We start from the raw sequence: 20,746 nt of genomic DNA, 5'->3' as shown, positions 1-20,746 counted from the left end.
TAGACAGGCGTCGAACCTCCAGCCGGCAGGCCTCCCGCCCTCCTAAACGCTTATCCGTCGCCCCCGAGTCGTCGGAGTCATGAAGCGCGTTCGATTCCGCGACACCGCGGGGAACGTCCGTGGCGGCCGCTGGACCGTCGAGGACGGCGAACCAGTCGTCACGGCGGCCGCCGGTCCGTACGGGCGTATCGCCTTCGGCGACGAGACGTACGCTCCCGACGAGGTGGACATCCTCCCACCGTGTGAACCGACCAAAATCGTCTGTATCGGCCGCAACTACGCCGACCACGCCGACGAGATGGGGTCCGACCTGCCGGACAGGCCGATGCTGTTCCTGAAGGCACCGAACGCCGTCGCCTCCCACGGGAGCAACCTCACCCTCCCGTCCGGGAAAGAGCGCATCGACTACGAGGCCGAACTGGGCGTCGTCATCGGCGAGCAGTGCAAGAACGTCAGCGAGTCCGGTGCGATGGACGTCGTCGCCGGGTACACCTGTCTCAACGACATCTCGAACCGGGACGACCAGGAGATAGAACAGAACTGGGTCCGGGGGAAGGCCTTCGACAACGCCTGTCCCATCGGCCCGCTCGTGGCGACGCCGGAACACGTCCCCGAGGACGCCACCATCGAGAGCCGCGTCAACGGCGAGGTCAGGCAGTCCTCCTCGCGGGACCACCTCATCTTCTCCGTCGAGGAGCTCATCGCCGAGATAACCGAATACATGACGCTCGAACCCGGCGACGTCATCGCCACCGGGACGCCGGAGGGCGTCGGCCCGCTCGAGGACGGCGACGAGGTGGAGATAGAGGTCGAGGGCGTCGGGACGCTGAAACACTCCGTGAAGATCCCCTGACACCGCGGCCGCTTCTCGACGCCGTCGATGACAACGCATAAGTTTAGGCTCGCCTAATCGCTGCCGAGATGGACCGGACGCCGGAGTCACGCGCGGACGTCTGCGTCGTCGGTGCGGGGCCGGCGGGCGCCCTCGTCGCGAGCAGACTCGCCAGCGACGGCCAGGACGTGGTGGTGCTGGAGGCCGGTCCGCGGTTCGACTTCGAGGAGCGACCCCGACAGATGGAGGAAGCCATCCGACCCGCCCACCACGGGTCCGTCTGGGACATGGGCGGTGAGCGGGACGCCTTCTCGGCCAGCGGGGAGCAGTACTACCCGCTCAACGTCGCCCGGGTGAAGGGCGTCGGCGGGTCGACGCTCCACTGGCAGGGGATGGTCATGCGCCTCCACCCGAGCGACTTCGCGGGGAGCCACGACAACGACGACCCGGCGTGGCCCATCGACTACGACGACCTGCGGCCGTACTACGCCGACGCCGAACGGGCGATGGGCGTGGCCGGCGACGCCGACAACCCGTTCGCCCCGCCGCGGGACGACCCGTACCCGCTCCCTGGGTTCCCGCCCTCCTACAGCGACTCGCTGTTCGCCGAGGCCTGCGAGTCGCTGGGCGTCTCGATGCACGGCGTCCCGAACGCCCGCAACTCCGAGGCCTACGACGGGCGGAGCCCCTGTGTCGGCTACGGCACCTGCCAGCCGGTGTGTCCCTCGGGCGCGAAGTACGACGCGAGCGTCCACGTCGAGGACGCCGAGGCCGAGGGCGCGACGGTCCTCGACCGGGTGCCGGTCCAGCGCCTCGAGACCGACGCCGACGGCCGCGTGAGCGCGGCGGTCTACGCGACGCCGGACGGCACCGAACACCGACAGAGGGCCCGCGAGTTCGTCCTCGCGGCGGGCGGCGTCGAGATACCGCGCCTCCTCCTGCTCTCGCGGTCCGAGGACCACCCCGACGGCCTCGCGAACTCCTCGGGGCTGGTCGGCCGGTACTTCATGGACCACCTGTTCGCCGGCGCTGGCGGGACGCTCGACGCCCGAACCCGGCAGAACCACGTCGGCTTCCTCACCAGCGAGTGCCACCAGTTCTACGACGACCCGGGACAGGCCGTCGAGCGTGTCGCAGACGGCGAGACGGTCGTTCCCGCCACCGACGACCCGCTCTCGCCCGTCAAACTGGAGTTCCTCAACTACGCCGGCCCCTCGCCGGTCGAACTGGCGCTCTCGGCCGACGAGTGGGGCGACGCGCTGCTGGGGGACCTCCGGGAGGCCTACGGCAACAGCATCGCGATGGGCGGTCTCGTCGGCCAGCCGCCCCGAGAGGAGAACCGGGTGACGCTCGACACATCGACCACCGACGACCACGGCAACCCGGTCCCGGACGTCCAGTGGTCGTGGGGTCCGCGCGTCAGGCGGTCGCTGGGGCGCGCGAACGACATCCAGCACGCGATTCTCGACGAGCTGGGCGTCGACGTCTCGTGGACGGCCGGCCCCGATGGCGGCGGGACCGGGCCCGCCTACCACCACATGGGGACGACGCGGATGGGGACCGACCCCGAGACGAGCGTCGTGAACCCGCAGTTACGGACCCACGACGTGGCCAACCTCTCGGTGGCGTCGTCGTCGGTGTTCGTCACCGCCGGGTCGATGAACCCGACGCTCACCATCGCGGCGCTCGCGCTGAAGTGTGCCGACCACGTCGGCGAGCGGCTCTAGTAGTAGAGGCCGAGGATGGCGCCGGCGTTGACCAGCAGGAGGACCGCGACGAGCGACGCGCCCAGGAGGAACGGCCGGGCGTTCCGCGCGGGTTCGCGGACCTTCTTCTGGTCGAACCCGTCGGAGAGTTTCGAGGCCCCGACTTCGACGAGGCCGGCCAGCGCGAACCAGAGGACGACCATCGCGACGACGAGGTGGCCCCTGCCCGTGCCGAACAGGGATTCGGACGTGTACCGCGTGGCGGCGAGGTGCCCGCCGGTGACGAGGAGGAGCAGTGCGCTCGCCCGCGAGACGGTCTGGAGCTTTCCGGTGATGGCCGAGAGGGGCCCGGGACGGGTGTCGCCGCCCATCGCCGTCGGGAGGACGGCGTAGGTGGTGAACAGGACGCTCCCGGACCAGAGGCCCGCGAAGACGAGGTGCGTCGCGAATATCGCGGCATCGACTGTGCTCATATGCCCGTGGGTTGGACGCGGGCCCCTTCAACGCCCCGGAACCGGCCGGCCGTAGCGCGTCAGGACCCGTCGAACGCGTCCTCGAACGCCTGCACCTCGCTGGAGGGGGCCGGCTCCGCCGTGTCCGCGGCGGCCGCGCTCGTGGGTTCACCCGTCTCGGCGTCGCGGTCCAGCTGGTCGATGAGGTGGACGAACGACCCGGGGTCGGGCACGAGGAAGATGCGCAGCGAGAAGGCCACGTCGCTGTCCTCGATGTCGACCAGCGAGTCCAGCACGATGGTCAGCGAGTCGCGGCGGACGTGCGAGAGCGCGTCGTCCGCGATGGCCATGGCGTCGGCCTGTTCGACGGTCGGCGTCCCCATGTCGATGGTCGTCTCCAGCGTGTTCGCGATGCCGTCGACGAACCCCGAGGTGAGGACGTTGCACATCTCCTGCAGGGCCGACTCGTGGAGTCCGGTGAACTCCGACTCGACGTCCGTGCCGGTCATCAACTCCGCTATCTCGACGGCCGTCGTCGGAGAGAAGGTCGTCATGAAGACGCCGTACGGCGGTTCCGCAAGCCTGACGCGGGCGCTGAATATCTCGCCGTCGCCCATCTCCGTGGGGATGTCGCCCGGTTGTACGAACGAGAGGCTCTTTATCTCGACGGACGCGTCCACCCCGGCCAGCGTCGACAGCGAGTCGGCCACGCTCTCGGAGCCCTCCGTGATGAGGCGGTTGATGACCGTCAGCTTCCGGACGTCGATGAGGAGTGGCATCGCCTACCGCACAGTCATGGCACACCGTCTTATTACTTTTCGATGAGGGTGAACTGAATCCCACGGGCGGTCGAAGGTTCTCGGGCCACGGCCGACGCTCTGCAGGTGGGCACGCTTAAGCCGCCCCACCCGCTTGTCCCATCCATGAACCCACGGGACCTCTCCGCTCACACTGTCTACCGGGCGGGCCGCGGCATCGAGGAAGTCGCCCGGGAACTCGGTCTCGACCCGGACGAGATGGTGAAACTCGCGTCGAACGAGAACATGTTCGGCCCGAGCCCGCTGGCCGTCGAGGCCATCCGGGAGTCGGCCGAGCGCATGCACTCCTACCCGAAGGCCTCCCACGCCGACCTCGTCGAGCGACTGGCGTCGATGTGGGACGCCGACCCGGAGCAGGTGTGGCTGAGCAACGGCGGCGACGGGGCGCTGGACTGTCTCGCCCGCGCGATGCTCGAACCCGGCGACGAGGTCCTCGTCCCGAAGCCCGGCTTCGCCTACTACGAGATGAGCGCGCGCTACCACCACGGCGAGGTCGGGGAGTACACCCTCTCGAAGGCCGACGACTTCGCCCAGACGGCCGACACCGTCCTGCAGGACTACGACGGCGAGCGCATCGTCTACCTCACCAGCCCCCACAACCCAACCGGGGCGGAGTTCTCGACGGAGGCCGTCCGGACCATCGCCGAGGAGACCGACGAGGAGACGCTGGTCCTCGTCGACGAGGCCTACGGCGAGTTCACGGAGTCGCCGAGCAAGCGGCCCCTCCTCGACGAACGGGAGGACGTGGCGCTCCTGCGGACCTTCTCGAAGGCCTACGGGCTGGCCGGGGTCCGCCTCGGCTACGCGCTCGTCCCCGAGGCGTGGGCCGACGCCTACGCCCGCATCAACACGCCGTTCTCGGCGAGCGAACTGGCCTGCCGGGCCGGCCTCGCGGCGCTCGACGACGACGACCACGTCGAGCGCTCCGTCGAGACGGCCGCGTGGGCCCGCGAGTACATCCACGACAACCTGGCGGCGGACACCTGGGACAGCGCGGGCAACTTCGTCCTGGCCGAGGTCGGTGACGCCTCCGCCGTCGCCGACGCCGCCCAGGAGCAGGGCGTCATCATCCGCGACTGTTCCTCGTTCGGCCTGCCGGAGTGCATCCGCATCACCTGCGGCACGGAGGAGGACACCGAGCGGGCCGTCGCGGTCCTGAACGACGTCATCGAGGTGGTCGAGGCGTGAGAGTCGCGGTCACCGGGACGCCCGGGACGGGCAAGACCACGGCGACCGAGCGGCTGGACACCGACCTCGACGTCGTCCACCTCAACGATGTGATCAAGGAGGAGGGGTTCTCGACCGGCGTCGACGAGGAGCGCGGGAGCCTCGTCGCCGACATGGACGCCGTCGCCGAGTGGCTCGAGGACCGCGACGACGTCCTCTTCGAGTCCCATCTGGCCCACAACTTCGCGGCCGACCGCGTGGTCGTCCTGCGAGCGCATCCCGACACCGTCGTCGAGCGGTTACGGGGACGGGGGGACGCTGACTCGAAGGCCTACGAGAACGCGGAATCGGAGGCGCTGGACGTGCTGCTCTCGGAGGCCGTCCACCACCACGGGCCCGAGAACGTCTACGAGATAGACACGACCGAGCGCGACCCCGACGCGGTGGCCGAGGCCATCGAAGCGGTCCTCGCCGACGAGGTCGAACCGAGCGCCGGCACCGTCTCCTACGTCGACTGGCTATGACGCTGGACAGGTTCCGCTCGGTGGCCGACCGAGCGCTGGTGCCGTTCGTCGGCGCCGCGAAGACGATGGGGCTCTCGCCCAACGGCGTCAGCGTCCTCGCGTTCCTGCTGGCCGTCGCCGCCGGCGGCGTCTACGCCGTCGCGTCGGCGCGCCCACTCCTGTACCTGGTCGGGGCGGTCCTCGTCTTCCTCAACGGCTGGCTCGACCTCGTCGACGGCGCGCTGGCCCGGGAGCTGGACGTCGCCTCCGAGGCCGGCGACCTGCTCGACCACGTGCTGGACCGGTACGCCGACATCGTCATCATCGTCGGCCTCGCGGCCGGACTCGGCCGGTGGGCGCTCGGTATCGCGGCCGTCACCGGCGTCCTGATGACGTCGTACCTCGGCACACAGGCACAGGCTGTCGGCCTCGACCGCGTCTACGGCGGGCTGCTGGGCCGGGCTGACCGCCTCGCCCTCGTGGGCGTCACGACCGGCGTCGCGGCGTTCGCGAACCCGGCGGCGCTCGACCTCACGCTCGTCGGGTGGCTGCTCGCCGTCTTCGCCGTCGTGGGCCACGTCACCGCCTCCCAGCGGTTCTACTACTCGATGCAGGCCCTGGAGTGAGGGCAACGCACCATTTATACCGCGCCCTCTCCAACCCGGCAGTATGGTACAGTGCGAGATGTGCGGGACGGAGGTCTCGTCTCCAAACCGCGTCAAAATCGAGGGGGCCGAACTCGACGTCTGCGACGAGTGTACGGACTTCGGGACCGAGGTGAAGACGCAGGACACCTCGTCGTCCACGTCGACGAAGTACTCGACGTCGTCGAGTAGCGGTGGGTCGTCCTCGTCGTCCAGTTCCTCGTCGAGTTCGTCGGGTGGTGGCGGCCGCCGCCGGGACATGTTCGACGAGATGGACGAGATAGCCCAGGACTTCGACGACCAGATACGGCAGGCCCGCGAGTCGAAGGGGCTGAGCCAGTCGGACCTCGCCCAGCAACTCAACGAGAAGGCGAGCCTCATCCGAAAGCTCGAACAGGGCAACTCGCTCCCCAGCGACGACGTGCGGTCGAAGCTGGAACGCGCGCTCGGCATCGACCTGAGCGCGGGCGGCAGCACCGACGACACCGAGTGGTCCGGTGGGTCCAGCAGCGGCGAGTACACCCTCGGTGACGTGGTCGAACGGAAAGATTAGAGACGCAGGTCCCGCTCCTCGACGTCGAGCTCGGCGGCCAGCGAATCGACCCGTTCTTCGATGTCGGCGATCTCCGACTGGAGCCGCCGGTACTGCTCGCTCCCGTCGAGTTCCGCCTGCGTCTTCTCGACCTGCAGGACGTTGCGCTTCAGTTTCCGGGACGTGAGCCGCTGGAGTTCCTCGTTGTAGGTCGCTATCTTGTCGAGGCGCTCGACGACCTCGGTCAGGTCGTCGCGCGTCACCGGTTTGACGAGGTAGTCGTCGACCCCCATGTCGATGATGTCGAAGTCGGGGTTGACCGCGGTCACCATCGCCACCCGGCAGTCGAGGCCGCGCTCCTCCATCTCGGCGAGCACCTCGTTGCCGGAGACGACCGGCATCCGGCGGTCCAGCAGGACCACGTCCACGTCCGACGAGAGCATCTCGATGCCTTCCTCGCCGCTGTAGGCCGTCTCGACGTCGAAGCGGTCGGACAGGTAGTCGGTGTAGAGGTCGGCGAGGTGCTGTTCGTCTTCCACGATGAGTACGGTCGGCGTCTCGTCACCGATGGTCACGACTTGTCTTCCGACTGTTTACCGGCCAGTGTCTTAATCCTCACTCATCGCGGCGTTCGACGCGTCGCCCGCTCTCGCAACCTATTTCCCGGCGGCCCCCGGTGGGTGGTGTATGTTCGTCCTCGTCAACCTGAAGGCGTATCCGTGCGACCCAGTCGAAGTAGCGACCGCCGCGGCCGACGTGGCCGACGACTCCGGCGTCCGCGTGGCCGTCGCGCCGCAGGCCGCGCACCTCGGGGCCGTCGCCGAGACCGGCGTCGAGACCTGGGCCCAGCACGTCAGCCCGAACGAGCACGGCAGCCACACCGGGAGTACGCTCGCCGAGGCCGTCGCCGACGCCGGCGCGGTCGGCACCATGCTGAACCACTCGGAGAAGCGCATGAAGCTCGCGGACATCGACGCCAGCCTCGACGCGGCCGACCGGGCCGACCTCGAGACCATCGTCTGTGCGAACAACCCCGACCAGATAGGCGCCGCCGCGGCGCTGGGCCCCGACGCCGTCGCCGTCGAACCGCCGGAGCTCATCGGCACCGGGACCCCGGTCAGCAAGGCCGACCCGGACATCGTCACGGGCGCTGTCGACGCCGCGGCACGCGTCGACGGCGACGTCGACGTCCTCTGTGGCGCCGGCATCTCGACCGGCGAGGACCTCGTCTCCGCGTCGGACCTCGGCGCGACCGGCGTGCTCCTCGCGAGCGGCGTCGCGAAGGCCGACGACCCGCGGGCGGCGCTCGAAGACCTCGTCGAACCGCTGAACTGACCGCAGAAGCCGTCAGGACTCGCCGTGCCCGTCGAGCACGTCGCGCTCGACTCGCGTGGCGTAGTCCTCTATCGTCGACTCGTCGAGCGTCTCGTCGCTCTCCTCGCTCACGAGGTCGCGGAGCCGGTAGTCGTACTTCCCGCGACCGACGTGTTCGACGAGACCGCGGAGCCGTAGCGTCCGGTTCCGGGCGTACGCGGCGGTCCGGTCCCCGTCCCCGCCGGCGGAGAACTGCGCGTTCAGCGGCGTCCCCGGCCCGTGTTCCCGGTAGTAGGCCAGCATCCGCAGGGTCTTGTCGTTCATCTCGGCGAGGTCCGCGACGATGTCGGCGACGACGGCGGGCCGGTCGGTCGCGGTGCCCGCCTGCGGGTCGTCCTCGCCCTCGCTCTCCTCGTCCTCGACGGCGGCCATCGCAGCCGCGAGAGCGGCGTCGGCGTCGCGCTCTCCCTCGGCGTGTCCGTTCGCCGACGCGCCGTTCGTGGCGGCGGCGTCGCTCCCGCCGTTCATCGCCACGCCGTCGTCGCTGAAGGCGCTGAACGCGTCGCCGAACCCGCCCCCGGAGGTCGCGTCGGAGGGCGGCGATTCGTCCGCTCCGTCGGTCCCCACCGGTTCGTTCGCCGCCGCATCGCCCTCCTCGGGCGGCCCGCCGAGACGCTCGCGCTGCCGCCGCATCTCCTCCTGTGCGGTGCGGCCGGGGTTGTACCCCTCGACGTGTCCGACCAGCGCCTCGGTGAACTGCTCGGCCATCCGCTGGAGGTCACGGGCGTCCTGCAGTTCCGTCTCCAGTTCGGCGATGCGGGAGTTCTTCTTGTCCAGTTCCTCGCGGAGCTCCTTGATGCGGTTCTCCGTGGCCTGCTTCTCCTCGCTGATGGTCTCCAGCTCCGAGACGAGGTCGTCGCTGACCGACTTCAGTTCGGGGCGCTCGAAGTCGTCGAGGCCGGGCGTCGCGCCGGCGTCGAACGTCTGTTTGCGGTGGAACTGGACCCGCCGGACCTGCTCGGCCCAGTCGGTCATCATGAACGCCTCGCCGTCGTCCAGGTCCTCGACGGCGTCGGCGTAGTCGTTGTCGAGGATGCGCCCGACCACCTTCGTGTCGTTGTTCCACGTCAGGCGGTGCCACACCAGCCAGTCACACTGCGTGATGTAGTCCTTCTTGACGTCGGCGGGTCGCTGGCTGATGCCGACGATGCCGAGGCCGTGCTTGCGGCCCCGCTTCCCGATCTTGATGAGCATCTTGCCGACTTCGCCCATCGACCCCTTCTCGGGGATCCACTCGTGACACTCCTCGACGAGCATCAGGAACGGCTGTTTCTGTTTCTTCGCCTTGGCGAACAGCTGTTTGGCCACGGCCGTCAGCAGCGCCTCGGCCTCCTCCTCGTCGAGGAACGAGGAGACGTCGAGGATGATGGGGACGTTCTGTTCGAGCGCCAGCGAGGCGATCTTGCCGGCGTGTTCCTCGGTGACCTGGATGTCACACTCCTCGTCGCCGCCGACGTGGAGGATCTCGTACTCCTCCTTCAGGCCGTAGTACTCGCCGTCGATGTCGACGATGAGGAGCCCGAAACCGTTGTCCAGCAGCTTCTCGGCGACGACGCTGGCGGTGTTCGACTTCCCCGACCCGGACTTGCCCGTGATGAACCCCCGCCCGGTCAGCAGTTCGACGACCGGAATGTCGACGGACTGGCCCGGGTCCTCTGTGCCGCCTGGCCCCGCGCTCGTGTCCGCGACGGTGATGTGTTCAGTCTCTGCCATGCGTGCTTGTCCGGACAGAGCACCGCACCGCCCATAACTCTCCGTCAGACGCTAGTCAGCTACCCGACCGGTCGCACGGGTGAGAGGTGAGCAAGGGCTATTGTGCTGGCCCCCGTCCGTGGTAACCAGTGTCGGTGACCACCGCATGACCCGCTACGACACCCACGTCGAGGACGGCGTCGTCTTCGTCGGGACGAGCGACGGACCGCTGGAGGTGGCACCGCTCGAGGACGTCCTCGACGCCGTCGGTGGCCCGGCGTGGACGATCACCTACACCGACGCCGAGAAGGCGCGGTACCCGGAGATGGAGACGGACGACGAGGGACTGGTCGTCGACGTGGTGGACATGCTGAACGCGATGACCCACAGCGAGCAGTTCGTCCGGACGCTCGCCGCACACCCGACGACGGTTCCTCAGGCGGACACCATCTCGCCGCGGGCGGGGCTGTTCGTCGGGAAGCTACTGGAGAACCTAGAGAACGGCGTCGCCTGAGACCACCCGTCAGTCGAAGTCGTCGAGCGACACCTGACCGTCCCGGCCCGCCGGGGCTCCGTCCTCGTCTCCCCCAGCCGCCGTGTCGCCGAACTCGGTGAGCGACACCTGTCCCTCCGGGTCGCCGTCGGTGGTCGAGCCGCCAGCAGCCCCGTCGCTCGTCGGGGACGAGTCCCCTTCCTCGAACCCGCCGAGACTGGCCTGACGCCCCGCGGAGAAGTCCAGGTTCGAGACGCGGACGCCGACCTTCCGGACCGCGGCGTCCTCGAACTCCGTCAGCAGGTCCAGCGCCACCGACTCGACGAGGTCGGGGTCGTCGACGGGCCCCGGCAGCGACCGGGCGCGGGTGTTCACGTCGAACGGCGGTTCGACGACCTTGATGCCGATCGTCTGGTAGCGGGCCTCCTTGCGATGGGCGCGGTCGGCGACGGCCGCCGCGAGCGTCTCGACTTTCTGGCGCTTCGGTTCGGCGGCCTCGACGGCGTCGGTGAACGCCGACTCGCGGGAGAGGCTCTTCGGGTCACCTTTCGGCGTGACGGTACGCGTGTCCTCGCCGCGGGCGTAGCGCCGTATCTCCAGCCCCCGGTCGCCGAACCGTTCGGCGACCGTCTCCGGGTCGGCCGCGGCGAGGTCACCCGCCGTCTCGATGTCCAGTGCGGCGAGTTCCCGAGCCGTCACCGGGCCGACGCCGTGGACCTCCTCGACGGGGAGGTCCGCGAAGAACTCCCGGACGTCACCCGGGCGGACGACCACGAGGCCGTCTGGCTTGTCGCGGTCGCTGGCGACCTTCGCGGCGCTCATGGTCGGCGCGACGCCGACGCTCGCGACGACGCCCGCCTCCGACTCGATGGTCGACTTCAGCGTCTCGGCCCACGACTCGGCCTCGTCCCACGCGACGTCGTCGGTGACGTCCAGGTACGCCTCGTCGATGCTGACCTCGCGGACCACCTCGGCGGCGTCGTGGAGGACCTCCTTGACCTCGCTCGCGACGGCCTCGTAGTGGTCCATGTCGACCGGGCGGTAGTACCCCGCCGCCTCGACCGGCGTCTCGGGGTCCTCGGCGGCCTCGACCTTCCGAGGGAGGCGTTCGAGCGCCTCCGAGATGGCCATCGCGGACTCCACGCCGTACTCGCGGGCCTCGTAGCTCGCCGTCGCGACGGCGCCGTGGCTCTCCCCGTTCTCGTACCCCATCCCGACGACGAGCGGTTCGCCCTCGAGGGCAGGTTCTCGCCGCCGTTCACAGGCCGCGTAGAAGCAGTCCATGTCGACGTGGGCGACCACCTGGTCGACCGTCTGGGTCCCGGGGAGCCGCGCCGCGTCCATATCCGAGAGTACACACGCGGGGTCAAAACCTCTCCGCCCGAGCGGCCGCCTCGAGGACAGTCACTCAGTCGGCGTCGTCCGCCGGGACGTACACACGCGTCCGGCCGGCTATCCGGTCGAGGTTCTCCCGCAGGGCCGCCGTCTGGTCGTCCGTCGCGCCGGGTGTCAGCGTCACCGTGACCACCCCGTCGAACGGATGCGCCTCCAGCTGGCTCCGGGCCTCGAACAGGCGCCCGTAGCCGTCGCTGCCCCACTCGACGTCCGTGGTGAACACCATCGCCCCGAAGTCCCGGCCGTAGTTCGCCTCGGCCTTCGTCGAGAGCGTGTCGAGCCGCTGCCCGATGGACGAGAGCGCTCGCGCTTCGGGTACCGCGAGGAGGACGTCCGTCACCGGGTACGGCGTCTCGGCGGCGAAGTCCGGCGCGTACCCGCCCGGATAGCGGTCCAGTTCCGGGCCCTCCGTCACGCGGTAGGCGACGAGCCTCGGGAGGCCACCGTCGTAGAGGTGAGCCTCCACGCGCGGAACCATCCCCGCGCCCAGGGATGGCGTCTCACCGACTCTGAGAACAGCGGCTAGAGTGCTCATTGGGTCGATATAACCGGAGGCGTACCTCAAACTGTCGACGCCGTCGCGAAACGAAGCGCACGCCGGCGGGGTGGCCTAGCCCGCCGACGATAGTTGGCCGTCGATGCCAATCCCGGAAGCTACAGCGGTCGTTCCCGCTGGGAGCTCGGGGGCTCCATGCTAACATTACTCACGGTACCACTTCAAGATTGTTCAGACTGTCTGACAGGAGGCAGCCTCAGGCGACGTCGTCCAGTTCGACGGTGTCCTCGTCGACGTCGTCCCAGTCGTCGCCGACCCACTCGCGGAGGCGGTCAGTGACGCCGGCGAAGTCGTCGCCGTCCTCGAACTGTTCGACGACCACCCACCGCTCGTCGCGCCTGTCGAACCCGAGGCTGTACCCGTGGTCGCCGTCCACGATGACGACGAACGCCGTCACGACGTCCAGTTCCGGGAAGAACCCGACCGGAGCGACGCCGTACGCCTCGTGTTGCGCTTCGAGGGCCTTCACCTCCGTCGTCGAGAGGGGACGCGCTGGCAGGGAGTCTCGCAGCGTAGTCATCGGGTCAGTGTCGCCGCACGACACCCATATCGGTTTCGGGACTCAGTGGAGCAGCCGCTCCGCTTCGGCTACCGACGCCGCGGTCTCGCCCTCGTACCCGGCCGACCGTGACCGTCGCTGGAAGGCGTTCTCGGTGACGGTGCTCGTCTCGGACGCGACGACGCGGACGACGTCGCCGACGCCCATCTGTTTCAGTTCGCTCTGGGCGTCAGCGATGGGTTTCGCTGCCTCCGGCGACGGCGGCCTGAACTCCGAGATGTCGTTGATGACGCCGAAGCCCTCGGAGAGGTGCCGGGCCGAGGTGAGCGCCTCGGCAGCGGCCTGCTTCATCTGGGCGGTCGAGAGCGCTCCCGAGAGTTCGAGATACAGTGTGTTCGTCTCCGTGTCCGCTTCGACGTCGAATCCTGCTTCCGTGACAGACATACGAGTACCTCGGTACGCTGGCGTTTCGTGGTGCACCCTTACCAGTAAGGGCGCTACCCTCGCGACGGTTGCACCGCTCGGAGCCGGTGGTCGGTAGAACGGGGAACTGGCGCACTATACCACAACCAGGTCCCCACTAGCCCTCAAACTGAGGGTGAATATCAGCCTTCTGTTCGTCGGCGGCCGCCGTTCCGCTGTCCCGGTCGGGTGAACGACCACCCATCTTTAGCAGGGAGCCCAGCGAACCACGTCCCTATGTCACTGGTCCCGTCGCTCCGTGAGGAGGTCGGCGACGACCTTCGTGCCGTCGCGGCGTACCGAGAGGACACCTGCAAGATACTCTACGAGCGCCCGGACGTCCAGTCCAAACCGCGCGTCATCGACCGCATACATCAGGAGCTCGTGATGGAGGGGTTGGGGACCGAACACCTCGAGGAGGTCTTCGACGTCGGCCGGTTGAACTGTACCGTCCACAGCTTCGAGGAGGCGATGTGTTTCCACTTCGTCCGCCCGAATATATCGGGCGTCTTCGTCTCTATCGACCCCGACTCGCTGCTCGCGATGCAGGAGTTCGTCGACCTCTGCAAGACCGAACCGATCGACAGTTCGCTGTGAACGCCGACGGTTGCGCTGGAAAGAGAGAGATGGCCGGTGGGTGGACCGGCCGATGGCGTCGAGTGCAAACCGTTGGGGGTGCCGGTGACAGGAACGACGGTGGCGGCGACAGGGGGGATGTTGTCGCTGGTGCCTCTGACACCGGGCAGTTTCGTTGTGTAGAGCTAACATATTCAACACCGTGGGTAACTGTATTCGCCGCATCGGCCAGCCGATGAATATGTATTCACGTCGCCGCCAGTCGGACGACGTCACCGATGTCGACGGTGGTTGGCCCTACCCCTGTTGGCCCTGTCGGGTCGACAATCCTATCGGGACGGACAGACCGTTCTCGAAGCGGTCTGTCGCAAGAGGGAATGGGGTCGGAGGGATTTGAACCCCCGATCGGCTGATATCTCCGTCCTGTGCCTCGGAACTCCAGAGGGTCATCGTCGCGAACCGATGATCAGTCGGCCGCTCAGTATATCAGCCCTTGGAGTCTCGTCCCAGGCACGTGGCCTCTGGAGTCAGCCGCCTTCCCGGACTAGGCCACGACCCCGCACTCCGTCGTTCACCGAGTTACCGTAAAGGGATTTCGATTGCTGGGCGGCGCTCAGTCCCGGTCGGTGTCGGACCAGTCGCACTCCTGGCACTTGTAGCCGGTGACGAACTCCAGCGCCGAGGGCATGTAGCCCACGGAGACGACGTTCTCGCCGCACTCCGGGCACGCCTCGTCGGCGTCCTCAATCGGTTCTGCGTCCATCACGCTCTCGCCCTCGATGAGTTCGGCGAGGCTCTCGGGGGTCTGCATCCGTCCCTGAACCACGCGGTTGTCGGCCATATCGGACAGCAGAGCGTGAGCGGCCTAAACGTTCCCCCTCAGAGCCAGGGCGCGCGCTCCTGGTCGGGGTCGTACTCGACGGTGGCACCGTCGTCGGTACGCTCGTCCGCCGCGACGCCCTGCGAGGCCCCGCCGTCGGCGAACGCGGCCGTGAGGTCGATGCTGTCGGGCCGGTACTCGGCGTGTCGCTCGCGGGCGTTGTCGGGGTCGAACGAGAGCAGTGCCGTGACTGCGAGGACGGCGAGTGCGACGGGCGCCGTCGTCGGCATCAGTCCCAGCACGGAGAGCGCCAGCACGCCCAGCGCGACGGCGCTCCCGAAGCGGAAGCGGTCGATGTCGACGGCGTTGCGGAGCCACGGACTGGCGAGGGCGACGACGAGGGCGAACCCGACGCCGATACCCGCCGTCGCCGCGGCGCGGGCCATCGTCGCCACGTCGGCCTCGACGACCAGCGAGGCGCCCGCAGGGTCGAGGCTCGCGAGGAGTCCGAGGCCGACGATTATCGCGGGACGGGGCAGTATCTCGCCGATGCGGGCGCTGGCCGTCTGCGCGGCGATGGCCATGATGACGATGCCGGCGAAGCGCTCGAAGATTGGGAGCCGGACGACGCCGGCGATAGTCGGTGCGAGAGCCGCTTCTAACACGGCGATGGGGAGCAGGAGCGCTCCGATGAGCAGGACGGTCCTGGCCTGTTCGCGAGGGCCGCCCTCCAGCTCCGCGAGGACGACGGCGACCATCGCCGACCCGCCGAAGACCAGCAGCCCGACCTCGAGCATCCCGGTCCACGTCGTCAGCGCTCCCGCGAGGACGAGGACGGGGAAGATGCCGTCGACCAGCGGGAGTCCCATGACCGTCGCCAGCAGGCGACCGCCGCGACCGACGCGTCGCTCGATGTCGAGTGCGACCGGGTGTCTGGAGCTACTCATCGCGTGTTACGGACGGGGATACCCCGGTTCCCGATGGGTGTCTACGGCGCCGACCGTGCCGACGGTCGATTGCCACCCCTTCGACTTCCCGAAATCCACCCAGAATGTGTTCGACGCCGTCGCACACGTCGATTGCGGGCCGCTGGCCTCGGGGGTGGATTCGGTGAGACGCATGTCTATAACTATCTTTCACCGGAGTATAAACGTTGTGTGAGATTCGGCCCCACACCGCGTGGAACGTGCGAATCTGCTCCACACAACTGGACAGTCGTCCCGCGAGAGCGGCCGAGACCGGACACCCTGGTGTGGCACTCCGCCCCAGTCTCGGCCAGTCTCGCAACGTTTTTGCCCGGCCGTCGTGGACGGCTTACATGGCGAACGATTCCGAGCCCTTCTCCGAGAAACTCCGCGTTCCGGAGGCGCTGACCTTCGACGACGTACTGCTTCGACCCAAAGAGTCCCGCGTCGAACCCGACGAAGCAGACACGGCCACGCGCGTCTCGAAGAGCGTCCAGCTGAACGTCCCCGTGCTGACCGCGGCGATGGACACCGTCACGGAGAGCGACATGGCCATCGCCATGGCTCGGCAGGGTGGGCTGGGCGTCCTCCACCGCAACATGGACGCCGACCAGATGGCCGCCGAGATAGAGCGCGTCAAGCGCGCCGACGAGCTCATCATCCGCGACGTCGTCACCGCGAACCCCGAGCAGACGGTCCGCGAGGTCGACGAGATGATGGACCGGCAGGGCGTCTCCGGTGCCCCCGTCGTCGACGACGAGAGCGGCGAGGTGCTCGGCATCATCTCCGGGACCGACATCCGCCCGTACCTCGAGGTCGGCGAGTCCGACGCCGTCACGGAGGCGATGACCGACGAGGTGGTCACGGCCCCCGAGGACGTCACCCCGCGAGAGGCGCTCGAACTGATGTACGACCACAAGATAGAGCGCGTCCCCATCGTGGACGACGAGAACCGGCTCGTCGGCCTCGTGACGATGAAGGGCGTCCTCCAGCGCCGCGAGTACGACGAGGCCGCCCGGGACGGGAACGGCAAGCTGCGCGTCGGGGCCGCCGTCGGCCCGTTCGAGGTCGACCGCGCACAGACCGCCGACGCGGCCGGCGCGGATATCCTCTTCATCGACTGCGCTCACGCGCACAACGCGAACGTCATCGACAGCGCCCGCGAGATCAAGCAGGAAGTCGACGCCGACGTCGTCGTCGGGAACATCGGCACCCGCGAGGCGGCCGAGGCCGTCGTCGACTTCGCCGACGGCGTGAAGGTCGGTATCGGCCCGGGCTCCATCTGTACCACCCGCGTCGTCACCGGGGCCGGGATGCCCCAGATTACGGCCGTCGCGCAGGTCGCAGACGTCGCCAGCCAACACGACGTGCCGGTCATCGCCGACGGCGGCATCCGGTACTCCGGCGACGCCATCAAGGCCATCGCGGCCGGCGCGGACGCGGTGATGCTCGGGTCGTACTTCGCCGGCACCGACGAGGCACCCGGCCGCGTCATCACGATGAACGGCAAGAAGTACAAGCAGTACCGCGGCATGGGGTCGGTCGGCGCGATGAACGAGGGCGGCGGCGAGCGCTACCTCAAGGACGACGAGGAGGGCGAGGAGTACGTCCCCGAGGGCGTCGAGGCCGCGACGCCGTACAAGGGGTCGCTGGAGTCCGAGCTCCACCAGCTCGTCGGCGGGATGCAGTCCGGGATGGGCTACGTCGGCGCCGAGACGATTCCGGAGTTCAAGGAGCGCTCCGAGTTCGTCCGCGTCTCCGCGGCGGGCCAGCAGGAGAGCCACCCCCACGACGTGATGATCACGGACGAGGCGCCGAACTACAGCCCCGACAGCTAACCCAGTACGCTCGTCGTGCGGTCGGTCGAGAGGTTCGTTTTCGGTCGGCGTCGTCTCCCGGAGGCGACAGTTGCCGGCCCCTCAGTCGTAGTAGTCGTCGTCGAGCGGGAGGTCGACCTCTGTCTCGCGGACCGACTCGACCGACGCAGAGAGCGCCAGCGTCTCGCTACACTCCGGGCACACCGTCGCCACCTCGACGTACAGCGCCCCGTCTCGCTCGTAGATGTCGAGTACGTCCGCGTCGGCGGGGTAGAGGTACTCGGCCGACAGCTCGTGGTCGTGGTCGCTGGCATGCTCCGGTGACATACGGGCTCGCGTACACCTGCCAGCACATAGACGTTTTCGCCGAAAGTCCCACGCGGGAGGCACGGGTCGAACGCAAGATACTCCGCCCTCAGTTCGCTACTGGTGACCATGACGTCCTACGAGTGTTACGTCGGTGGGGAAGCGGCACTGGGGGACCAGGCACGGTCGGTCCGCCGCGCCGTCTTCATCGAGGAACAAGGCGTCTCGGAGGCCGAGGAGATGGACGACAAGGACGAGGAGGCGACCCACGTCGTCGTCACCGACGACGGCGACCCGGTCGCGACCGCCCGGTTCCGGTTCGTCGACGGGACGACGGCCCGGATAGAGCGCGTGGCCGTCCTCGAGTCCTACCGTGGCGAGGGGCTCGGGGTCCGGGTGATGGACGCCGCAGAGACCACGGCCCGCGAACAGGGAGCGACCGAGGCGTTCCTCCACGGGCAACTGCGGGTCCGCGAGTTCTACGAGAACATCGGGTACGAAGCGGAGGGAGAGACCTTCGAGGAGGCCGGTATCCCGCACGTCGAGATGGTCAAACCGCTCGACTGACCGGCCGAGCGCTACTCGCGGCCGACGACGAGGTAGATGACGATGACCAGAATCCCCGGGATGAGGCCGATGAAGAACCCGAGTCCGGTCAGGACGGCCCAGAGGACGGCGTTGTCGTTCCCGCGCCCCTTCGCGTCGGAGTAGACCCAGTAACTGGCGCCGACGAGGATGACGAGGCCGATGACGAACACCAACAGGATGACGAGCAGTTCTACCGCACCGGGTATCTGCAGCAGTGGGAGGGACATGTGTCGGACGACTCGGGACACCGACAAATGTCTTCGGGTACCCGCTCGACGGGCGCGACGAGTCCACAGGCACGCCGATACTGTCGCTCGGCGTCTGAATCAGCGACGCAGGAAAGCGGGCCGGAAGGGATTTGAACCCTCGACCGACGGCTTAAGAGGCCGTCGCTCTGCCAGACTGAGCTACCGGCCCTGCACTCAATGGTTGCGGAGGCCGTTGTAAATACGTTTCCTTTCGAATCGACGGACGACACCGACATCCGGGCGGCTGCGTGCTCGAATCCGCTCCCAGCCCCGTCCCTGTGGGCGAGACGGTGTGATATAAGTACGTCCCAGCCACAGTCACACCCAATGAGTGCAGCCAGCGGCATCACGATGGCCTCGATGTCCACGTACGCCATTCTGGGGTGTGGAAGCGTGGGCCACGCCGTGGCAGAGGAACTCGTCGACGAGGGGAAGGACGTCCTCATCCTGGACGCCGACGAGGGTCGCGTCGAGGCACTGCGCGACCAGGACCTGAACGCCAAACTGGCGGACATCTCGGAGGCGGACGTCGTCGAGACGGTGCAGGACCGGGACGTCGTCCTCATCATGTCCTCGGACGTGACCGCCAACGCCGAGGCCGTCAGGAACATCCGGTCGTCGGACGGCGACCAGTTCATCGTCGCCCGGGCGGACGACCCCGTCTCGGCCGACGAACTCACAGAACTCGGGGCCGACGTCGTCATCAACCCGTCGGCGGTCATCGCCGACTCGGCCCTGCGGGCGCTGGAGACGGGCGAACTGGAGTACAAGGCCTCCCAACTCGGCGACGTCATCGACGCCACCGAGGAGCGGATGGCGATTCTCATCCACCGCTCGCCCGACCCCGACTCAATCGCCTCCGCGGCCGCACTGCGGGCCATCGCCGAGAGCCGCGACGTCGAGGCCGATATCGTCTACGAGGGCGAGATAGGCCACCAGGAGAACCGGGCGTTCGTGAACCTGCTGGGCATCGAACTCGCCTCGCGCCAGTCCGTCTCGCTGGACGACTACGACACGTTCGCCCTCGTCGACGTCGCCAAGGGCGGCGAACCGGACGTCCAGTCGGTCGACATCGTCATCGACCACTACGAACACGACCACGACCACGACGCCGCCTTCTCGGACATCCGGCCGAACGTCTCGGCCACCTCGACCATCCTCACGAAGTACATCCAGGAGCTGGACCTGACGCTGGACCAGACCGTCGCCACCGCGTTGCTGTACGGCATCCGCGCCGAGACGCTGGACTTCAAGCGCGACACGACGCCGGCGGACCTCACGGCCGCGGCGTACCTCTACCCGTTCGCCGACCACGACACCCTCGAACAGGTCGAGTCGCCGTCGATGAGCCCGGAGACGCTGGACGTCCTCGCCGAGGCCATCCGGAACCGCGAGGTGCAGGGGAGCCACCTCGTCTCGAACGCCGGGTTCATCCGGGACCGAGACGCGCTGTCACAGGCCGCCCAGCACCTCCTCAACCTCGAAGGCATCACGACGACGGCGGTGTTCGCCATCGCCGACGACACCATCTACCTCGCCGCCCGCTCGAAGGACATCCGGATGAACATCGGGAAGGTGCTCGCCGACGCCTTCGGCGACATGGGCGAGACGGCCGGCCACTCGACGGACGCGAGCGTCGAGATTCCGCTCGGCATCTTCACCGGACTGGACACGAGCGACGACAACCGCGACACGCTGCTGGAACTGACCGAGGAAGCGGTCAAGCGAAAACTGTTCGAGGCGATGGGCGTCGACAGTTCGAGCGGCGAGAGCGCGAACGGGAACTAGGCGGGGACCTCTTCTTCCTCGTCCTCGTCGGCGTCCGGTTGGCGCAGCCGCTCGACGATGTCGTTGACGATGATGACGTCGCCCACGGCCTGTACCCAGCGGTACGGGACGATGACGCCGCGGGACGAGCGCGCGTCGGCGCCGAACAGTTCGGTGTTGAGCTGGTGGAGGGCGAGCCCCGTGACCGCCTCGCGGTCGAGGTCGAGGCGGATGTCCTCGACCTCGCCGACGAACACACCGTTCTTCGAGTACACCTCTCTCCCGACGAGGGTCGTAATCTCCTGTGGAGCGCTCCTGTGGTCCATACTCTCCTGCTGGGCCGGACGGGTCTTAAAGTTTCATTGCGCGTCAGACGTCCGTCTGCGACGAGGTGACGCAGCCTCTCGCCGCGCTCTCGCAGCGTCGACCCAACACCGTCTCGTCGGCCAGCGACGGGACCCGGTTTCCGCGGGGTCGACAGCCAGCCTGGAGCGACACGGGAAGCTTTTGAGGGGACGAGCCTAACGCCCCCAC

26 protein-coding genes and 2 tRNA genes are annotated in these 20,746 nt (G+C 68.2%); 12 read left to right on the top strand and 16 right to left on the bottom strand.

All coding sequences use genetic code 11. The features are described from left to right. Window positions 1–79 precede the first annotated feature (79 nt). Together ACV7GQ_RS07270 and ACV7GQ_RS07265 are read left to right on the top strand one after the other, a co-directional pair. Window positions 80–853, top strand: a complete 774-nt coding sequence (locus tag ACV7GQ_RS07270) for a fumarylacetoacetate hydrolase family protein (protein WP_470312852.1) — start codon at window positions 80–82, stop codon at window positions 851–853. A 68-nt stretch (window positions 854–921) separates the two neighbouring features. Next, a complete protein-coding gene (locus ACV7GQ_RS07265; protein ID WP_470312851.1) occupies window positions 922–2,559 on the top strand; it encodes a GMC family oxidoreductase in 1,638 nt (545 codons plus the stop codon). On the opposite strand, the gene ACV7GQ_RS07260 is transcribed toward ACV7GQ_RS07265, so the two are convergent. Both ACV7GQ_RS07260 and ACV7GQ_RS07255 read right to left on the bottom strand, forming a co-directional pair. Further along, the gene (locus tag ACV7GQ_RS07260; RefSeq protein ID WP_470312850.1) at window positions 2,556–3,011 is read right to left on the bottom strand and encodes a CopD family protein; all 456 of its coding nucleotides are present in this window, start codon (window positions 3,009–3,011) and stop codon (window positions 2,556–2,558) included. The two genes, ACV7GQ_RS07265 and ACV7GQ_RS07260, sit on opposite strands and share 4 nt — an antisense overlap. A 59-nt stretch (window positions 3,012–3,070) precedes the next feature. Continuing rightward, window positions 3,071–3,769: a chemotaxis protein CheC gene (locus tag ACV7GQ_RS07255; protein WP_470312849.1), complete on the bottom strand. Its 699-nt coding sequence runs from the start codon at window positions 3,767–3,769 to the stop codon at window positions 3,071–3,073. A gap of 144 nt (window positions 3,770–3,913) precedes the next feature. On the opposite strand from ACV7GQ_RS07255, the gene hisC reads away from it, so the two are divergent. From hisC to ACV7GQ_RS07235, 4 genes are read left to right on the top strand one after another with little or no spacing between them, the layout of a single operon-like run. Next, window positions 3,914–4,996 (top strand): histidinol-phosphate transaminase, encoded by a 1,083-nt coding sequence (hisC, locus tag ACV7GQ_RS07250; RefSeq protein WP_470312848.1) that lies wholly within the window; start codon window positions 3,914–3,916, stop codon window positions 4,994–4,996. After that, window positions 4,993–5,499, top strand: a complete 507-nt coding sequence (locus ACV7GQ_RS07245; RefSeq protein WP_470312847.1) for an adenylate kinase family protein — start codon at window positions 4,993–4,995, stop codon at window positions 5,497–5,499. The genes hisC and ACV7GQ_RS07245 overlap by 4 nt, the downstream gene beginning before the upstream one ends. Continuing rightward, window positions 5,496–6,104: a CDP-alcohol phosphatidyltransferase family protein gene (locus ACV7GQ_RS07240; RefSeq protein WP_470312846.1), complete on the top strand. Its 609-nt coding sequence runs from the start codon at window positions 5,496–5,498 to the stop codon at window positions 6,102–6,104. The genes ACV7GQ_RS07245 and ACV7GQ_RS07240 overlap by 4 nt, the downstream gene beginning before the upstream one ends. Before the next feature lie 43 nt (window positions 6,105–6,147). Next, window positions 6,148–6,675: a multiprotein bridging factor aMBF1 gene (locus ACV7GQ_RS07235; RefSeq protein ID WP_470312845.1), complete on the top strand. Its 528-nt coding sequence runs from the start codon at window positions 6,148–6,150 to the stop codon at window positions 6,673–6,675. On the opposite strand, the gene ACV7GQ_RS07230 is transcribed toward ACV7GQ_RS07235, so the two are convergent. Beyond that, window positions 6,672–7,229, bottom strand: coding sequence for a response regulator transcription factor (locus ACV7GQ_RS07230; protein WP_470312844.1), 558 nt, complete (start codon window positions 7,227–7,229; stop codon window positions 6,672–6,674). The genes ACV7GQ_RS07235 and ACV7GQ_RS07230 overlap by 4 nt on opposite strands. A 112-nt stretch (window positions 7,230–7,341) precedes the next feature. Here ACV7GQ_RS07230 and tpiA point away from each other — a divergent pair, with 112 nt between their 5' ends. Next, complete coding sequence (gene tpiA, locus ACV7GQ_RS07225) at window positions 7,342–7,989, top strand: triose-phosphate isomerase (RefSeq protein WP_470312843.1); 648 nt, start codon at window positions 7,342–7,344, stop codon at window positions 7,987–7,989. A gap of 12 nt (window positions 7,990–8,001) precedes the next feature. On the opposite strand, the gene ACV7GQ_RS07220 is transcribed toward tpiA, so the two are convergent. Further along, the gene (locus tag ACV7GQ_RS07220; protein WP_470312842.1) at window positions 8,002–9,741 is read right to left on the bottom strand and encodes a helicase HerA domain-containing protein; all 1,740 of its coding nucleotides are present in this window, start codon (window positions 9,739–9,741) and stop codon (window positions 8,002–8,004) included. A 145-nt stretch (window positions 9,742–9,886) separates the two neighbouring features. Here ACV7GQ_RS07220 and ACV7GQ_RS07215 point away from each other — a divergent pair, with 145 nt between their 5' ends. Next, window positions 9,887–10,234, top strand: a complete 348-nt coding sequence (locus ACV7GQ_RS07215) for a hypothetical protein (RefSeq protein WP_470312841.1) — start codon at window positions 9,887–9,889, stop codon at window positions 10,232–10,234. 9 nt (window positions 10,235–10,243) lie between these two features. On the opposite strand, the gene dinB is transcribed toward ACV7GQ_RS07215, so the two are convergent. The 4 genes from dinB to ACV7GQ_RS07195 form a co-directional block, all read right to left on the bottom strand. Next, a complete protein-coding gene (gene dinB, locus ACV7GQ_RS07210) occupies window positions 10,244–11,557 on the bottom strand; it encodes a DNA polymerase IV (RefSeq protein ID WP_470312840.1) in 1,314 nt (437 codons plus the stop codon). A 64-nt stretch (window positions 11,558–11,621) separates the two neighbouring features. Then, window positions 11,622–12,143: a hypothetical protein gene (locus ACV7GQ_RS07205; protein WP_470312839.1), complete on the bottom strand. Its 522-nt coding sequence runs from the start codon at window positions 12,141–12,143 to the stop codon at window positions 11,622–11,624. Window positions 12,144–12,360: 217 nt separating this feature from the next. Next, window positions 12,361–12,684, bottom strand: a complete 324-nt coding sequence (locus ACV7GQ_RS07200) for a DUF7964 domain-containing protein (protein WP_470312838.1) — start codon at window positions 12,682–12,684, stop codon at window positions 12,361–12,363. Between the two features lie 42 nt (window positions 12,685–12,726). After that, entirely contained in the window at window positions 12,727–13,107 is a 381-nt protein-coding gene (locus tag ACV7GQ_RS07195; RefSeq protein WP_470312837.1) for a hypothetical protein, read from the bottom strand. A 255-nt stretch (window positions 13,108–13,362) separates the two neighbouring features. Between ACV7GQ_RS07195 and ACV7GQ_RS07190 the strand changes: the two genes are divergently transcribed. After that, window positions 13,363–13,722 carry a DUF7522 family protein gene (locus ACV7GQ_RS07190; protein ID WP_470312836.1) on the top strand — a complete coding sequence of 120 codons (360 nt, stop codon included), beginning with the start codon at window positions 13,363–13,365 and terminating at the stop codon, window positions 13,720–13,722. A 357-nt stretch (window positions 13,723–14,079) separates the two neighbouring features. Here ACV7GQ_RS07190 and ACV7GQ_RS07185 read toward each other — a convergent pair. The 4 genes from ACV7GQ_RS07185 to ACV7GQ_RS07170 form a co-directional block, all read right to left on the bottom strand. After that, window positions 14,080–14,260, bottom strand: a tRNA-Trp gene (locus ACV7GQ_RS07185). Window positions 14,261–14,314: 54 nt separating this feature from the next. Further along, window positions 14,315–14,542 carry a DUF5795 family protein gene (locus ACV7GQ_RS07180; RefSeq protein ID WP_470312835.1) on the bottom strand — a complete coding sequence of 76 codons (228 nt, stop codon included), beginning with the start codon at window positions 14,540–14,542 and terminating at the stop codon, window positions 14,315–14,317. Window positions 14,543–14,580: 38 nt separating this feature from the next. Then, window positions 14,581–15,468 carry a DUF5794 domain-containing protein gene (locus tag ACV7GQ_RS07175; RefSeq protein ID WP_470312834.1) on the bottom strand — a complete coding sequence of 296 codons (888 nt, stop codon included), beginning with the start codon at window positions 15,466–15,468 and terminating at the stop codon, window positions 14,581–14,583. Between the two features lie 6 nt (window positions 15,469–15,474). Then, a complete protein-coding gene (locus ACV7GQ_RS07170) occupies window positions 15,475–15,642 on the bottom strand; it encodes a hypothetical protein (protein ID WP_470312833.1) in 168 nt (55 codons plus the stop codon). 197 nt (window positions 15,643–15,839) lie between these two features. Here ACV7GQ_RS07170 and guaB point away from each other — a divergent pair, with 197 nt between their 5' ends. Next, a complete protein-coding gene (gene guaB, locus ACV7GQ_RS07165) occupies window positions 15,840–17,324 on the top strand; it encodes an IMP dehydrogenase (protein ID WP_470312832.1) in 1,485 nt (494 codons plus the stop codon). A gap of 81 nt (window positions 17,325–17,405) precedes the next feature. Here guaB and ACV7GQ_RS07160 read toward each other — a convergent pair whose 3' ends face one another. Next, a complete protein-coding gene (locus ACV7GQ_RS07160; protein WP_470312831.1) occupies window positions 17,406–17,630 on the bottom strand; it encodes a hypothetical protein in 225 nt (74 codons plus the stop codon). A gap of 108 nt (window positions 17,631–17,738) precedes the next feature. Here ACV7GQ_RS07160 and ACV7GQ_RS07155 point away from each other — a divergent pair, with 108 nt between their 5' ends. Continuing rightward, window positions 17,739–18,176: a GNAT family N-acetyltransferase gene (locus ACV7GQ_RS07155; RefSeq protein WP_470312830.1), complete on the top strand. Its 438-nt coding sequence runs from the start codon at window positions 17,739–17,741 to the stop codon at window positions 18,174–18,176. A gap of 11 nt (window positions 18,177–18,187) precedes the next feature. Here ACV7GQ_RS07155 and ACV7GQ_RS07150 read toward each other — a convergent pair whose 3' ends face one another. Both ACV7GQ_RS07150 and ACV7GQ_RS07145 read right to left on the bottom strand, forming a co-directional pair. Next, window positions 18,188–18,424, bottom strand: coding sequence for a PLDc N-terminal domain-containing protein (locus ACV7GQ_RS07150; RefSeq protein ID WP_470312829.1), 237 nt, complete (start codon window positions 18,422–18,424; stop codon window positions 18,188–18,190). Between the two features lie 116 nt (window positions 18,425–18,540). Next, window positions 18,541–18,614: transfer RNA gene (locus tag ACV7GQ_RS07145), tRNA-Lys, on the bottom strand. 158 nt (window positions 18,615–18,772) lie between these two features. Between ACV7GQ_RS07145 and ACV7GQ_RS07140 the strand changes: the two genes are divergently transcribed. Next, a complete protein-coding gene (locus ACV7GQ_RS07140; RefSeq protein WP_470312828.1) occupies window positions 18,773–20,233 on the top strand; it encodes a DHH family phosphoesterase in 1,461 nt (486 codons plus the stop codon). Here the strand turns inward: ACV7GQ_RS07140 and ACV7GQ_RS07135 are convergent. Beyond that, window positions 20,230–20,538: a PRC-barrel domain-containing protein gene (locus ACV7GQ_RS07135; RefSeq protein ID WP_470312827.1), complete on the bottom strand. Its 309-nt coding sequence runs from the start codon at window positions 20,536–20,538 to the stop codon at window positions 20,230–20,232. The two genes, ACV7GQ_RS07140 and ACV7GQ_RS07135, sit on opposite strands and share 4 nt — an antisense overlap. Window positions 20,539–20,746: the final 208 nt, after the last annotated feature.

It is taken from the genome of Haloarcula sp. MBLA0163, from assembly GCF_055632435.1.
This window is presented reverse-complemented; position numbering and strand designations above follow the sequence as displayed.